Source organism: Pseudomonas sp. KK18 (assembly GCF_037094675.1).
Classification (GTDB): domain Bacteria; phylum Pseudomonadota; class Gammaproteobacteria; order Pseudomonadales; family Pseudomonadaceae; genus Aquipseudomonas.
The window spans coordinates 802,481-815,799 of sequence record NZ_CP146605.1; the positions used below are offsets into that span (position 1 = coordinate 802,481).

Here is a 13,319-nt window from a genome sequence, read left to right on the forward strand (position 1 = left end):
GAGTGAGTGAGCACATGGAACAGGCACCTTGCATCAGTCAGATCGCCACCTTGCTGGCCGACCCGAAACGCACCGCGATGGTGTGGGCATTGATGGACGGCTCGGCCAAACCCTCCGATGAGTTGGCGGCACTTGCCGGGCTGTCATCGGCCTCGGCGAATGCGCATCTGACGCGATTGACGGCCGGTGGCCTGCTGCGTGTCGAAGCCCGCAGCGGCAAACGCTTTTTCCGGGTGGCGGCCGCCGATGTGGCGGCCGCCGTGGATGCATTGGCCTGCACCACGATGGCCAGCGTCGCCCGCAGCACGCCCATTCATTCGCGGTCATTGACTGCGCCTGCGGCTTTACGGCGAGCGCGGCTGTGCCATGGTCACCTGGGGGGCGAGCTGGCAGCGGGTTTGTATCAACGGATGATGGCGGCCGGGTGGATCGAGCGCGCGGAACAGCGTACGGACGTGACGCCGTCAGGTGCGCGCAAACTCGCAGCGCTGGGGATTTTTACCCAGGCACTGGCTCAGCCGATCGTGTGCGATTGTTTTGATTGGAGCGAACAGCAGCCACACCTGGGCGGTGCGTTGGGGGCCGCGTTGTTGCAGTTGTGCCTGCAGTCGAACTGGGTCAGCGTGATCAATGAGTCCCAGGCGTTGCAGGTCAGTGAAGCCGGGCAACTGGAAATTGCCCGGCTCGCCAGACCGGTCGCTGATTAAGGCTTGACCAACCGTGCATCCAGGCTGTTTTGCGCCAGGCGTTTGGCCTGGTCCTGGGTCATGCCCAGCGAGGTGTACAGCGCATGGAAGTTCTCGGTGACATAACCGCCGAAGTACGCCGGATCGTCCGAGTTCACCGTCACTTTCACCCCACGCTCAAGCATGTCGAGGATGTTGTGCTGGGACATGTCGTCGAACACGCAGAGCTTGGTGTTGGACAACGGGCACACCGTCAGCGGGATCTGTTCGTCGATGATCCGCTGCATCAGGCGCTCGTCTTCAATGGCGCGTACGCCATGGTCGATACGCTGGATCTTCAGCAGGTCGATGGCTTCCCAGATGTACTCCGGCGGGCCTTCTTCACCGGCGTGGGCGACGGTCAGGAAACCTTCGTGACGGGCACGATCAAACACGCGCTGGAACTTGCTCGGTGGGTGGCCCATTTCCGAGCTGTCCAGGCCCACGGCAACAAACGCATCACGGAATGGCAGTGCCTGGTCGAGGGTTTTTTCGGCCTCTTCTTCGCTCAAGTGGCGCAGGAAGCTCAAGATCAAACCGCTGGTGATGCCCAGTTGTTGCTCGCCGTCTTTCAAGGCGGCGGCAATGCCGTTGAGCACCACTTCGAACGGTACGCCACGGTCGGTGTGGGTCTGTGGGTCGAAGAACGGTTCGGTGTGGATCACGTTCTGCGCCTTGCAGCGCAGCAGGTAGGCCCAGGTCAGGTCGTAGAAATCCTGGGAAGTGCGCAGTACATCGGCGCCCTTGTAGTAGAGGTCGAGAAACTCTTGCAGGTTGTTGAAGGCGTAGGCCTTGCGCAGGGTTTCGACGTCGTTCCACGGCAGCGCGATCTTGTTGCGTTCGGCCAGGGCGAACAGCAGCTCAGGCTCCAGCGAGCCTTCCAGGTGCAGGTGCAATTCAGCCTTGGGCAGGGCGTTGAGCCAATCGTACATTTATAAGTTCTCATCAGGTGCAATGGCGGCATTCTACAGGCGCACGCCGAAATAATCGGCAAAACCTGACCAAGCGGTGAGCATCCACAGGCACCGTGCAAGCAGTGCATGAACTAAGGTGTAACGAAACGTTAGCGGCGCGGTGCAGTCTGTACCCCATCAATGACGGATTCGCCGCGTTCAAAAGGCCTGCAATGCTCACATCTATCAAGCAAGAAAAATTCATGCTGCTGGCGCTGATTGCCGCCATCGCTGCCTACCCGCTGGAGCACTGGATGCTGCACAGCGGGCAGATGGTGGCGCTGTTGGCTGGCATAGCGCTGATCGGCTTTATCGTCGTGGCCTCGATGCGCGTGGCCCATCACGCCGAGCAACTGGCGGAAAAGGTCGGCGACCCCTACGGCACCATGATCCTGACCCTCGCCGCCGTGCTGGTGGAAGTAGTGATCCTGGCGATCATGATGAGCAACGAGCCCTCGCCGACCCTGGTGCGCGACACCATTTATTCGGCGGTGATGCTCGACATCAACGGCATCCTCGGCCTGGCCGCGCTGATGGGCGGCATCAAGCATGGTGAACAGTCCTACAACGACGATTCGGCGCGCACCTACAGCGTGATGATCCTTACCGCCATGGGTGTGTCGATGGTGGTGCCGGAATTTATCCCCGAGGCCGACTGGAAAATTTACTCGGCCTTCACCATCGGCGCGATGGTAGTGCTCTACACGTTGTTCCTGCGGATGCAGGTGGGGCCCCACAGTTATTTCTTCAGCTACAGCTACCCGGAAAAACGCCGCAAGAAACAGCCGGAAGAAGAGTCGCCGCCGATCAACCTGGCGTTTTCCATCGGGACGTTGGTGTTTGGCGTGATCGTGATTGGCGCGTTGGCCGAGGTGATGTCCAAGACCCTCGACCTGGGCCTGGAAGGAACGGGTGCCCCACCTGTGATCACGGCGATCATCGTGGCCGCGATTTCCGCCGCCCCGGAGATTTTGACCGCGTTGCGCGCAGCGCTGGCCAACCGCATGCAGTCGGTGGTGAACATCGCGCTGGGGGCTTCTCTGTCGACGGTGATTTTGACCGTACCGGTGATGGAAGCCATGGCCTTGTACACCGGCCAGCCGTTTCAGATGGCGATGACGCCGGTGCAGACCGTGATGGTGTTTATCACGCTGATTGTCAGTGCGATCAACCTCAACGATGGCGAAACCAACGCCATCGAAGGGATGACCCATTTTGTGTTGTTTGCGACGTTTATCATGCTGTCGCTGCTTGGACTGTAACCAATCCTGAAAACACCGCAGAAATAATTGTGGAAACCGGGCTTGTGTGGGAGCGGGCTTGCTCGCGAATACGGAGTGTCAGTCGCCAGATATGTTGACTGACCCAACGCATTCGCGAGCAAGCCCGCTCCCACATTTGAAAAGTGTTTCTTCAGTTAAGTCCGGTTGATCAGTTCCCGCGCCGCCTGGCTGTGATCGGCAATCAAGCCTTTCAGGTCCAATCCTTCGACCTGCCCGTCGATCACCCGCCATTTGCCGCCGACCATCACCCGGTCCGCTCGGTCGGCGCCACACAGCAGCAGCGCCGAGATCGGGTCATGGCTGCCGGAGAAGCGCAGTTCATCGAGCTTGAACAACGCCAGGTCGGCCTGTTTGCCTACGGCCAGTTCGCCGATGTCGCTGCGACCGAGTAACTGCGCCGAACCTTTTGTCGCCCAACCCAACACCCGTTCCGGGGTGATCTTCTCTGCCCCGTAACGCAGGCGCTGGATGTACAGGGCCTGGCGCGTTTCGAGGATCATGTTCGACGCATCATTGGACGCCGAACCGTCCACCCCCAGGCCAATCGGTGCACCGGCGGCCAGCAGGTCCAGCGTTGGGCATATCCCGGAAGCCAGGCGCATGTTCGAGCTCGGGCAATGGCAGATACCGGTACCGGCAGCTCCGAGGCGTGCGATTTCTTCAGGGTTGAAGTGAATCCCGTGGGCCAGCCACGTGCGCGGGCCTAGCCAGCCGACGCTGTCGAGGTAATCCACGGTGCGCAGGCCGAAACGCTGCAGGCAGAAGTCTTCTTCGTCGAGGGTTTCCGCCAGGTGGGTATGCAGGCGCACGTCGAGGTTGTTGGCCAGCTCGGCGCTGGCTTCCATGATTTCCGGGGTGACGGAAAACGGCGAGCAGGGCGCCAGGGCGATCTGGATTTGTGCGCCGTCACCGCGCTCGTGGTACTGGCGGATCAGGCGGCGGCTGTCTTCCAGAATCACTTCGCCTTGCTGCACGGTTTGTTGCGGTGGCAGCCCTCCGTCGGCCTCGCCCAGGCTCATGGAGCCGCGGGTGAGCATGGCGCGCATGCCCAGATCGCGCACGCTGTCGACTTGCACGTCGATCGCCTGTTCCAGGCCGTCCGGGAACAGGTAGTGGTGGTCTGCCGCCGTGGTGCAGCCCGAGAGCAGCAGTTCGGCCAGGGCCACTTTGCTCGCCAGGGCGAGTTTTTCCGGGGTGAGTCGGGCCCAGACCGGATACAGGGTTTTCAGCCAGGGAAACAGCGGCTGGTTGACCACCGGCGCCCAGGCGCGGGTCAGGGTTTGATAGAAGTGATGGTGGGTGTTGATCAGCCCCGGAAGCACCACATGCTCGCGGGCATCAAAGACTTGCCCACAGGGTATTGAGGGTTCTCGGCCCCAGCCCAGCACTTCGGTGATCACACCGTCTTGCAGCACCAGGCCGCCACGGGCGTCGAGGCCATTGGCAGTGAAAATCGCGAGGGGGTTTTTTAACCAGATACGGGTCGCAGGCATTGGCCGGCTCCTCTGAATGATGGGTTCAGGTTTGCCAGCTCAGTGTTGCCCTGTCTGCTGATCCAGGGTCGCCGGGGAGGGCGAGGTGCGCAGTTTACGTGTGGATCGTTATCGACGGCAATCGGCCGATAACGATCCCGGTTTTTTACCAGGCGATGGTGTCGCCCTTGTAGTCCACAAAGTGATGGCCGCCCTTGCCGGTGTAGGCATTCACCTGGTCAACCAGGCCGCGCACGCTGGTGGGCACGTCGATGTGGGCGTTTTCGCCACCCATGTCGGTCTTCACCCAGCCCGGGTGCAACGACAGCACGGTCAGTTTCTGATCGCCCAATTGGGTGACGAAGCTGTTGGTCATGGAGTTGAGGGCGGCCTTGCTGGCCTTGTACAGCGCCAGGTCCGAGCCGTCGGGAATGGTGACACTGCCCAGGATCGAACTCATGAAGGCCAGCACGCCGGTGCCTGGGCGGATCTGCCCGACAAAACGCTGGGCCAGGTTGATCGGCGCCACGGCGTTGGTGAAAAACAGTTGGCCGACTTCAGCCAGGGTGGCGTGGCCCGGTTCCTGGTTGGCCGGGCCTTTGACACCTGCGTTGACGAACAGCAGGTCGAAGGTTTTTTCCTTGAGGCGCTGGCTGAGGGCGATTACCGCCTGCTGGTCATCCATGTCGAGCTTTTCGATTTGCACCTCGCCCAAGGCCTTCAAGGCATCGGCCTTTTGCGGGTCGCGCACGGTGGCGGTCACCTCCCAGCCGTCCGCCAGCAGTTGCTTGGCCAGGCCAAGGCCCAGGCCCCGGGAGGCGCCGATAATCAGTGCGGTTTTTGAAGTGGACATGAATGGCTTCCTTTGACGGTGGAGGTTCACGGGTTCAGTGGACAACGCTGGCCGAGCCTTTGCTGCAACTCCTGGCGCAGTTGGTCGAGTTCGGCGATGCGGGTTTCGATCAGGTGGAGCTTGTCTTGCAGGAGCTGGGTCACGGCGCTGTCGGGGTCTGGAGCTTGCCATAATGCGCCGACGCTGTTGCCGATTTCACCCAGGCTGAAGCCCAGGCGCTGGGCGGTCTTGATGTACAGCACCAGTTGCACCATGTCGGCGGGGTAGTCACGGTAACCGTTGGCACTGCGTTGCGCGGCAATCAGCCCGCGTTGCTCGTAGAAACGCAGGGTGTCGCGACTGACCTGGCTGGCCTGGGCTAATTCGCCGATACGCATGTAGAGGGCTCAAGGGGGCTTGACCTTGGAGCTTACTCCAGGCTTTAGCCTGCTGGCTTCTTGAATTTAAGGAGCTTACGGCTATGTGGACTGCACACCAATACCGTCGACTGGTTCGGGCCAGCGGTTGGTACGACCTGATCGTCACCGCCGCACTGGTCACACCCTGGACGTTTGTCCTGCTGCATAACGCCCTGGTGGCGTTGAACCTGCCCGGCGAGCTGCCGCCGTTCGCGCCTGTGCATATGTTGATGGCGAACCTGATGGGCTCGATTGTCTGCGTGTGGTCGGTGCTGCGAATCCGCGACCCACAAGCGATCTTTGGCCGCTACGACGCCGCCGGCCGAGTGCTGTTTGCCACCTGGCAGATCTACGCGCTGGCCCATGGTGCCAGTACTGTATTGGTGATTGTCGTGGTGTTTGAAGTGCTGTGGGCGGTGGCTCAGTTGATACCGGTGCGCCGAGTAACAAGTTGATTAAAAAATGCTCAGTTGTGCCGGAACGTTGCAGGCTCTGCTGCGGGGTGACTCTTGCACGGGTTATCCACAGGTTGCTCCACAGTAATTGTGCGCAAGCGTGACCGGTGGATATAAGCGCTGTGGCCCTTTGTTCTAAAGGACATAACCCGCCTAACTGACTGTTTTTGAGCTGGATTAATACTTTCGTGCAGTGCCTTGAACAAAAACTGTACAACCGCCTGAAACCCTTGTGACAGAAGGGTTACAGGCGAGTGTGCTCAGGTTATCCACAGGCAGGTGCACAGTAGATGTGGGCAGTTTCAGCGCTCCAGCAGAATGCGCCCGCGACTCAGGTCGGCGAGCTGCGCTTGCAGGGTGTCGATATGTGCCTCGCCGAGGGCCAGCTGCAGGTCGACGCCATTGGCGGTGAAGGTTTCTTCCATCACCAGCCCACCCAGTTCGGCCACTCGCAGCTTCACCAACTGCAGCTCGGCAAAACCACAGGAGCAGCTCAGCGGCACCCGTTTGATCAGCTCGACGCGTTCGGCGGCTTGCAGGCATTTGTTCGCGCCGCCGCCATAGGCGCGGGCCAGGCCGCCGGTGCCCAGTTGGATGCCGCCGTACCAGCGGATCACCAGCACCACGACCTGGTCGCAATCCTGCGCTTCGATCGCGGCCAGGATCGGGCGCCCGGCCGTGCCGCCGGGTTCGCCGTCGTCGTTGCTGCGGTATTGATCGCCGAGTTTCCAGGCCCAGCAGTTGTGCGTGGCGTTCAGGTCGCTGTGCTGGTCGATGAAGGCCTGGGCGTCCTGGGGGCTGCTGATCGGGGCGGCGAGGGTAATGAAGCGGCTTTTGCGAATTTCTTCGCGAAACTCGCAAAGGCCGGTAAGCGTGAAAGGCATGGGTAACTTCGTTTAGAGGGCCGGCTTGATGCCACAGCCTTTGAGAATGATGTGGATAAGGTTGGTGCCGGCGTCTTCCATGTCCTGCTTGGTCAGCTTGGTGCGCCCGGTCACGCGGCAGATCTGGGTGGCAAAGTCGGCGTAATGCTGGGTGCTGCCCCACAGCAGGAAGATCAGGTGCACCGGGTCGATAGGGTCCATCTTGCCGGCGTCGATCCAGGCCTGGAATACCGCCGCACGGCCGCTGAACCAGGCGCGGTAGTCCTGGCTGAAATATTCGGTCAGGCACTCACCGCCGCTGATGATCTCCATCGCGAAGATCCGCGAGGCTTGTGGCTGGCGCCGGGAGAATTCCATCTTGGTGCGGATATAGCGGGTCAGGGCGGCCGCCGGGTCATCCTCGGCGGTCAGGGTGTTGAAGGTGCTGTCCCACAATTCGAGGATGTTGCTGAGCACCGCGATGTACAGGCCCAGCTTGTTGGTGAAGTAGTAGTGCAAGTTGGCTTTCGGCAACCCGGCACTCGCCGCGATGGTGTTCATGCTGGTGCCTTTGTAGCCATGACGGGCGAACTCGTCTTCGGCGGCCTGCAAAATCGCTTGTTCGTTCTTTTGGCGAATGCGGCTTGCAGGTTTTCCGGCGTGGTTGCTGTGGGCAGGAACTTCGAGGCTCATGGAGGTTTCCGTGCAGATCGATGAAGGCGACGTGTGCACAGATAACCCACCCTCAAGCCCCAGACAAGTCCCGATACGATAAAACCCTTAAAGCGGCTCCAGAGTGTCGCTTTCCAGGGTCCGGTTTGCGGCATCCACGGGAGCCTTGGCTTCAGGTAGCAGCAGGCACAATACGATGGCGGTCAGGCCGCCGCTGGTGATGGCCGAGTCGAACAGGTTCTGCACCAGGGTTGGCATCAGGTGCAGCAGGTTCGGTTGCGCCGCGATCCCCAGGCCGACGCCGAACGAGGTGGCGATGATCAGCATGCTGCGCCGATCCAGCGGGGCCTGGGCGAGAATGCGCACGCCGGCCGCCGCTACGCTGCCGAACATCACCAGGGTTGCGCCGCCCAGCACCGGCTTGGGGATTTGCTGCAGCACCGCACCAATCAACGGAAACAGCCCGAGGCAAAACAGTACCGCGCCGATGTACAAGCCGACGTAACGGCTGGCCACGCCGGTCAGCTGGATCACGCCGTTGTTCTGGGCGAATGTGGTGTTGGGAAAGGCACTGAAGGTGGCTGCGATCATGCAACTGATGCCATCTCCCAGTACGCCACCCTTGAGTCGGCTTATATAGGAAGGGCCGCTGATGGGCTGGCGGGCGATCATGCAATTGGCAGTGAGGTCGCCGACGGTTTCGATGGTGCTGATCAGATAAATCAGTGCTACCGGCAGGAAAGCGCTCCAATCGAAGTTGAAACCGAAGTGGAACGGTGTAGGCAGGCTGATCAATGGCAAATCAGGCAAGGCTTGGGGCACCAACTTGCCGCTGAACCAGGCGGCGAGGCTGCCCAGTGCGAGGCCGATGATGATGGCGGAGAGCCGTACCCATGGCGTGTTCGAGCGGTTCAGCAGGATGATGGTCAGTACCACGAACAGGCCGAGTGCCAGGTTGGTTGGCGCGCCGAAGTCCGGGGCATTGAAGCCGCCTCCAAGGTCAGTGATGCCGACCTTGATCAGGCTGATGCCGATCAGTGTGATGACGATGCCGGTCACCAGCGGCGTGATTACCCTTTTGAGCTGACCGATGAAACGGCTCAACACGACCTGCACTGCGGCGCCAAAGAAGCAGATACCGAAAATCATCGCCAGGATGTCTTCCGGGCTGCCGCCGCGTTGCTTGACCAGAAACCCGGCCGACAATACGGCGCCGAGAAACGCGAAGCTGGTGCCCTGCAGGCAGATCATCCCGGCGCCAATGCCAAACGGCCTGCGCGCCTGGATGAAGGTGCCCACACCGGAAACCATCAATGCCATGCTGATCAGGTAGGGCAGGTGGGCGGTCAGGCCCAGGGTAGAGCCGATGATCAGCGGCGGGGTGATGATGCCGACGAAGGCAGCCAACACATGCTGCAACGCGGCAAGCAATGCAGGCAAAGGTTTGGGCCTATCGTTGAGGCCGTAGATCAGGTCGCTGGAGGTGTTGGATTCTGGCGGCATGGCGGGGAACTCATGGCTGACGGTTCGAGATCCCCTTGTCTTGCAAAAAGCTGTCCAGTTGCTCAGGTTTTTCTGTAAGGCCCGTGTTAGCGCGTTGCGGCCAGGCTTTCGAGGAAGCTTTCCAGCACCAAATGAGGGCGACGGCCCTTGCGCGTGACCGAAGCGAGGCTCAAATCGTAAAAACGTGTAGCCGGTTTCAGCGCGCGCAGTCGGCCTTGTTGTACCCACAGGCTGGCGTAGTGGTCGGGCAGGTAGCCGATGTAGCGGCCGGTCAGGATCAGGAAGGCCATGCCTTCGCGGTCCGAGGCGCTGGCGGTGCAATTGAGTGCCTGGTAGTGCGCCTGGATATCCGCGGGCAGGCGGAAGGTTGGGGCGATGGCGTCCTGGCTGTTGACGCGGTCGTCGTCCAGTTGCTTGTCGTCGGCGTAAAACAGCGGGTGGCCCACTGCGCAATAGAGCAGCGAGCGTTCGCTGTACAGCGGCTGGTATTCAAGTCCCGACAAGGCGCTGGCCTGGGGGACTACGCCGACATGCAGGCGGCCGTCGAGCACCCCTTGTTCGACTTCATTGGGGGCGATCATGCGGATCTGGATCTGTACATCCGGGCCGCGTTCCTTCAACTGTGCCAGGGCGTGGGTGATGCGCATGTGGGGCAGGGTGACCAGGTTGTCGGTCAGGCCGATGATCAGCTCGCCGCGCAAGTGTTGGTGCAGGCCGTTGACCTCGGTGCGAAAACTTTCCAGGGCGCTGAGCAGTTGTAGTGCCGACTGGTAAACCTCGCGTCCTTCCTCGGTCAGGGAAAACCCCGCCCGCCCGCGTTGGCACAGGCGCAGGCCAAGGCGCTGTTCAAGATCGCTCATCTGCTGGCTGATGGCCGAGCGGCCAATCCCCAGAACGGTTTCCGCCGCCGAGAAGCCACCGCACTCCACCACGCTGCGAAAGATACGCAACAGGCGGATATCGAAGTCGCTGACTTGGGCCAGTGGGTCGGGTCGACGGCTGCTCATAGTTTAGTGAAGGCCTGACTGAAGGTTAGAAGAGTTGGATTTCACCGACTTTATCCCCGTGGCAATTTAGCTGCAACAACGCTTTTCAATCCCGACGCTGCCTTTTGCCTTGCGAGGTTTTGCTCATGAACATGCCCGAAAACGCTCCGTCCACCCTGGCCAGCCAACTGAAGCTGGACGCGCACTGGATGCCGTACACCGCCAACCGTAACTTCCATCGTGACCCGCGCCTGATCGTGGCGGCCGAAGGCAGCTGGTTGACCGATGACAAGGGGCGCAAGGTGTATGACTCGCTGTCGGGTCTGTGGACCTGCGGCGCCGGGCACACCCGCAAGGAAATCCAGGAAGCGGTCTCCAAGCAACTGGGTACGTTGGACTACTCGCCGGGCTTCCAATACGGTCATCCTTTGTCGTTCCAGCTGGCAGAAAAGATTACCGACCTGACCCCGGGCAACCTGAACCATGTGTTCTTCACCGACTCCGGCTCCGAGTGTGCCGATACCGCGGTGAAGATGGTGCGTGCGTACTGGCGCCTGAAAGGCCAGGCAACCAAGACCAAGATGATCGGCCGTGCCCGTGGTTATCACGGCGTGAACATCGCAGGTACCAGCCTGGGCGGCGTGAACGGTAACCGTAAGATTTTTGGTCAGGGGCTGATGGATGTTGACCATCTGCCTCACACCCTGCTGGCGAGCAATGCGTTCTCCCGTGGCATGCCGGAGCTGGGCGGGATTGCCTTGGCGGACGAGCTGCTCAAGCTGATCGAGTTGCACGATGCGTCGAACATCGCTGCGGTGTTTGTTGAACCGATGGCGGGCTCTGCCGGCGTGCTGGTTCCGCCGCAGGGTTACCTGAAGCGTCTGCGTGAGATCTGCGATCAGCACAACATCCTGTTGGTGTTCGACGAAGTGATCACCGGCTTCGGTCGTACCGGTTCGATGTTTGGTGCTGACAGCTTCGGCGTGACCCCGGACCTGATGTGCATTGCCAAGCAAGTCACCAACGGCGCGATCCCGATGGGCGCGGTGATTGCCAGCACCGAGATTTATCAGACGTTCATGAATCAGGCGACGCCTGAGTACGCGGTGGAGTTCCCGCACGGCTACACCTACTCGGCCCACCCGGTTGCCTGCGCGGCTGGCTTGGCGGCACTCGACCTGCTGCAGAAGGAAAACCTGGTGCAGAGCGTGGCCGAAGTCGCACCGCATTTCGAGAATGCGCTGCACGGCCTGAAGGGCAGCAAGAACGTGATCGACATTCGTAACTATGGTCTGGCCGGTGCGATCCAGATTGCCCCGCGTGATGGTGATGCCATCGTGCGTCCGTTCGAAGCGGGCATGGCCTTGTGGAAAGCCGGCTTCTACGTGCGCTTTGGCGGCGACACCCTGCAGTTCGGCCCAACCTTCAACAGCAAGCCGCAGGACCTGGATCGCTTGTTCGATGCGGTCGGCGAAGTGCTGAACAAGATCGACTGATTCCTCCTTCTATATAGAACAACTTTTCAGGAGCCCTGCATGAGCCTCATCCAGCATTTGATCAACGGCCAATTGGTCACCGAAAACGGTCGCACTGCCGACGTGTACAACCCGTCGACTGGCCAGGTGATTCACCAGGTGCCGTTGGCCAGCCGTGAAACCATTCAAAGCGCCATCGATTCGGCCAAGGCAGCTTTCCCGGCCTGGCGTAACACGCCACCGGCCAAGCGTGCCCAGGTGATGTTTCGTTTCAAGCAATTGCTTGAGCAGAACGAAGCGCGTATCTCCCAGCTGATCAGCGAAGAGCATGGCAAGACCCTGGAAGATGCGGCCGGTGAGCTCAAGCGCGGGATCGAGAACGTGGAGTACGCGTGCTCGGCGCCGGAAATCCTCAAGGGCGAGTACAGCCGTAACGTTGGCCCGAATATCGATGCCTGGTCTGACTTCCAGCCGTTGGGTGTGGTGGCCGGTATTACGCCGTTCAACTTCCCGGCGATGGTGCCGTTGTGGATGTATCCGCTGGCGATCGTCTGCGGTAACTGCTTCATCCTCAAGCCGTCGGAGCGTGATCCAAGCTCGACGCTGCTGATTGCACAGTTGTTGCAGGAAGCTGGCTTGCCTAAAGGCGTGCTGAGTGTGGTGCATGGCGATAAAGGCGCGGTGGATGCGTTGATCGAAGCGCCGGAAGTCAAGGCGTTGAGCTTTGTCGGCTCGACGCCGATCGCCGAGTACATCTATTCCGAAGCCACCAAGCGCGGCAAGCGTGTACAGGCGTTGGGCGGGGCGAAGAACCATGCGGTGCTGATGCCGGATGCGGATCTCGATAACGCTGTCAGTGCCTTGATGGGCGCGGCGTATGGTTCGTGCGGTGAGCGTTGCATGGCGATCTCTGTTGCCGTGTGTGTCGGCGACCAGGTGGCTGACGCATTGGTCGCCAAGCTGGTGCCGCAGATCAAGGCGCTGAAGATTGGTGCGGGCACCACGTGTGGATTGGACATGGGGCCGCTGGTCACTGGCCAGGCGCGCGATAAAGTCAGTGGCTATATAGAGGACGGCGTTGCTTCGGGTGCTGAGTTGGTCGTCGATGGTCGTGGCCTGAGTATTGCCGGTAATGAAGATGGCTTCTTCCTGGGGGGCAGTTTGTTCGACCGCGTGACCCCGCAGATGCGCATCTATAAAGAAGAGATCTTCGGGCCGGTGCTGTGTGTGGTTCGGGTGAACAGCCTGGAAGCGGCCATGCAGTTGATCAACGATCACGAGTACGGCAACGGCACCTGTATCTTCACCCGTGACGGTGAGGCGGCGCGGTTGTTCTGTGACGAGATTGAAGTGGGTATGGTTGGCGTCAACGTGCCATTGCCGGTGCCGGTGGCTTATCACAGCTTTGGTGGCTGGAAGCGCTCGCTGTTTGGCGACTTGCATGCCTATGGGCCGGATGGGGTGCGGTTCTATACGCGTCGCAAGGCGATTACCCAGCGCTGGCCGCAACGGGCCAGTCATGAGGCGTCGCAGTTTGCCTTTCCTAGCTTGTAGGTTCGGTAAGTAGAAGGCCGGCCCCTTGGGGCCGGCCTTTGCTTTTCAGGGCTTTTTTGACCGATATGACAGTATTGTGAAAAAAAGGTGTTGACGGCAGATTCTGGAAGTCTATAATTCGCCCCAC

General features: G+C 60.6%; 13 protein-coding genes. 5 read left to right on the forward strand and 8 right to left on the reverse strand.

Annotated features, from left to right (window positions below; all coding sequences use genetic code 11):
• The first annotated feature begins 14 nt into the window (after positions 1 to 14).
• Positions 15 to 707 carry a helix-turn-helix transcriptional regulator gene (locus V6607_RS03510; RefSeq protein ID WP_134325675.1) on the forward strand — a complete coding sequence of 231 codons (693 nt, stop codon included), beginning with the start codon at positions 15 to 17 and terminating at the stop codon, positions 705 to 707.
• Here the strand turns inward: V6607_RS03510 and V6607_RS03515 are convergent.
• On the reverse strand, positions 704 to 1,657 hold the full coding sequence (locus V6607_RS03515; RefSeq protein ID WP_008430770.1) for an adenosine deaminase: 954 nt from the start codon (positions 1,655 to 1,657) through the stop codon (positions 704 to 706). The genes V6607_RS03510 and V6607_RS03515 overlap by 4 nt on opposite strands.
• Positions 1,658 to 1,851: 194 nt before the next feature.
• Here V6607_RS03515 and V6607_RS03520 point away from each other — a divergent pair, with 194 nt between their 5' ends.
• Positions 1,852 to 2,940 carry a calcium:proton antiporter gene (locus V6607_RS03520; protein WP_003211166.1) on the forward strand — a complete coding sequence of 363 codons (1,089 nt, stop codon included), beginning with the start codon at positions 1,852 to 1,854 and terminating at the stop codon, positions 2,938 to 2,940.
• Positions 2,941 to 3,095: 155 nt separating this feature from the next.
• Here the strand turns inward: V6607_RS03520 and V6607_RS03525 are convergent, their stop codons facing one another.
• From V6607_RS03525 to V6607_RS03535, 3 genes are all read right to left on the reverse strand, one after another.
• Positions 3,096 to 4,454 (reverse strand): 8-oxoguanine deaminase, encoded by a 1,359-nt coding sequence (locus tag V6607_RS03525; protein WP_134325676.1) that lies wholly within the window; start codon positions 4,452 to 4,454, stop codon positions 3,096 to 3,098.
• Between the two features lie 145 nt (positions 4,455 to 4,599).
• The gene (locus tag V6607_RS03530) at positions 4,600 to 5,286 is read right to left on the reverse strand and encodes an SDR family oxidoreductase (protein ID WP_003211169.1); all 687 of its coding nucleotides are present in this window, start codon (positions 5,284 to 5,286) and stop codon (positions 4,600 to 4,602) included.
• Between the two features lie 26 nt (positions 5,287 to 5,312).
• Positions 5,313 to 5,663, reverse strand: coding sequence for a MerR family transcriptional regulator (locus tag V6607_RS03535; protein ID WP_102368021.1), 351 nt, complete (start codon positions 5,661 to 5,663; stop codon positions 5,313 to 5,315).
• An 83-nt stretch (positions 5,664 to 5,746) separates the two neighbouring features.
• On the opposite strand from V6607_RS03535, the gene V6607_RS03540 reads away from it, so the two are divergent.
• Entirely contained in the window at positions 5,747 to 6,139 is a 393-nt protein-coding gene (locus V6607_RS03540; RefSeq protein WP_102605233.1) for a hypothetical protein, read from the forward strand.
• A 302-nt stretch (positions 6,140 to 6,441) separates the two neighbouring features.
• Here V6607_RS03540 and V6607_RS03545 read toward each other — a convergent pair whose 3' ends face one another.
• From V6607_RS03545 to V6607_RS03560, 4 genes are all read right to left on the reverse strand, one after another.
• Positions 6,442 to 7,023, reverse strand: a complete 582-nt coding sequence (locus V6607_RS03545; protein WP_102368022.1) for a YigZ family protein — start codon at positions 7,021 to 7,023, stop codon at positions 6,442 to 6,444.
• Between the two features lie 12 nt (positions 7,024 to 7,035).
• Positions 7,036 to 7,695 (reverse strand): TetR/AcrR family transcriptional regulator, encoded by a 660-nt coding sequence (locus tag V6607_RS03550; protein WP_003211175.1) that lies wholly within the window; start codon positions 7,693 to 7,695, stop codon positions 7,036 to 7,038.
• 87 nt (positions 7,696 to 7,782) lie between these two features.
• Positions 7,783 to 9,177, reverse strand: coding sequence for a nucleobase:cation symporter-2 family protein (locus V6607_RS03555; RefSeq protein WP_134325677.1), 1,395 nt, complete (start codon positions 9,175 to 9,177; stop codon positions 7,783 to 7,785).
• 86 nt (positions 9,178 to 9,263) lie between these two features.
• Positions 9,264 to 10,184, reverse strand: a complete 921-nt coding sequence (locus tag V6607_RS03560) for a LysR family transcriptional regulator (protein WP_087693467.1) — start codon at positions 10,182 to 10,184, stop codon at positions 9,264 to 9,266.
• Between the two features lie 125 nt (positions 10,185 to 10,309).
• On the opposite strand from V6607_RS03560, the gene V6607_RS03565 reads away from it, so the two are divergent.
• Positions 10,310 to 11,659 carry an aspartate aminotransferase family protein gene (locus V6607_RS03565; protein WP_008430786.1) on the forward strand — a complete coding sequence of 450 codons (1,350 nt, stop codon included), beginning with the start codon at positions 10,310 to 10,312 and terminating at the stop codon, positions 11,657 to 11,659.
• 39 nt (positions 11,660 to 11,698) lie between these two features.
• Positions 11,699 to 13,192 (forward strand): CoA-acylating methylmalonate-semialdehyde dehydrogenase, encoded by a 1,494-nt coding sequence (locus tag V6607_RS03570; RefSeq protein ID WP_134325678.1) that lies wholly within the window; start codon positions 11,699 to 11,701, stop codon positions 13,190 to 13,192.
• Positions 13,193 to 13,319: the final 127 nt, after the last annotated feature.

What these genes read in the sequence shown, in the direction of transcription:
- V6607_RS03510 (WP_134325675.1), top strand. Translation starts at nt 15, where the DNA reads ATGGAACAGGCACCTTGCATCAGTCAGATCGCCACCTTGCTGGCCGAC.
- V6607_RS03515 (WP_008430770.1), bottom strand. Translation starts at nt 1,657, where the DNA reads ATGTACGATTGGCTCAACGCCCTGCCCAAGGCTGAATTGCACCTGCAC.
- V6607_RS03520 (WP_003211166.1), top strand. Translation starts at nt 1,852, where the DNA reads ATGCTCACATCTATCAAGCAAGAAAAATTCATGCTGCTGGCGCTGATT.
- V6607_RS03525 (WP_134325676.1), bottom strand. Translation starts at nt 4,454, where the DNA reads ATGCCTGCGACCCGTATCTGGTTAAAAAACCCCCTCGCGATTTTCACT.
- V6607_RS03530 (WP_003211169.1), bottom strand. Translation starts at nt 5,286, where the DNA reads ATGTCCACTTCAAAAACCGCACTGATTATCGGCGCCTCCCGGGGCCTG.
- V6607_RS03535 (WP_102368021.1), bottom strand. Translation starts at nt 5,663, where the DNA reads ATGCGTATCGGCGAATTAGCCCAGGCCAGCCAGGTCAGTCGCGACACC.
- V6607_RS03540 (WP_102605233.1), top strand. Translation starts at nt 5,747, where the DNA reads ATGTGGACTGCACACCAATACCGTCGACTGGTTCGGGCCAGCGGTTGG.
- V6607_RS03545 (WP_102368022.1), bottom strand. Translation starts at nt 7,023, where the DNA reads ATGCCTTTCACGCTTACCGGCCTTTGCGAGTTTCGCGAAGAAATTCGC.
- V6607_RS03550 (WP_003211175.1), bottom strand. Translation starts at nt 7,695, where the DNA reads ATGAGCCTCGAAGTTCCTGCCCACAGCAACCACGCCGGAAAACCTGCA.
- V6607_RS03555 (WP_134325677.1), bottom strand. Translation starts at nt 9,177, where the DNA reads ATGCCGCCAGAATCCAACACCTCCAGCGACCTGATCTACGGCCTCAAC.
- V6607_RS03560 (WP_087693467.1), bottom strand. Translation starts at nt 10,184, where the DNA reads ATGAGCAGCCGTCGACCCGACCCACTGGCCCAAGTCAGCGACTTCGAT.
- V6607_RS03565 (WP_008430786.1), top strand. Translation starts at nt 10,310, where the DNA reads ATGAACATGCCCGAAAACGCTCCGTCCACCCTGGCCAGCCAACTGAAG.
- V6607_RS03570 (WP_134325678.1), top strand. Translation starts at nt 11,699, where the DNA reads ATGAGCCTCATCCAGCATTTGATCAACGGCCAATTGGTCACCGAAAAC.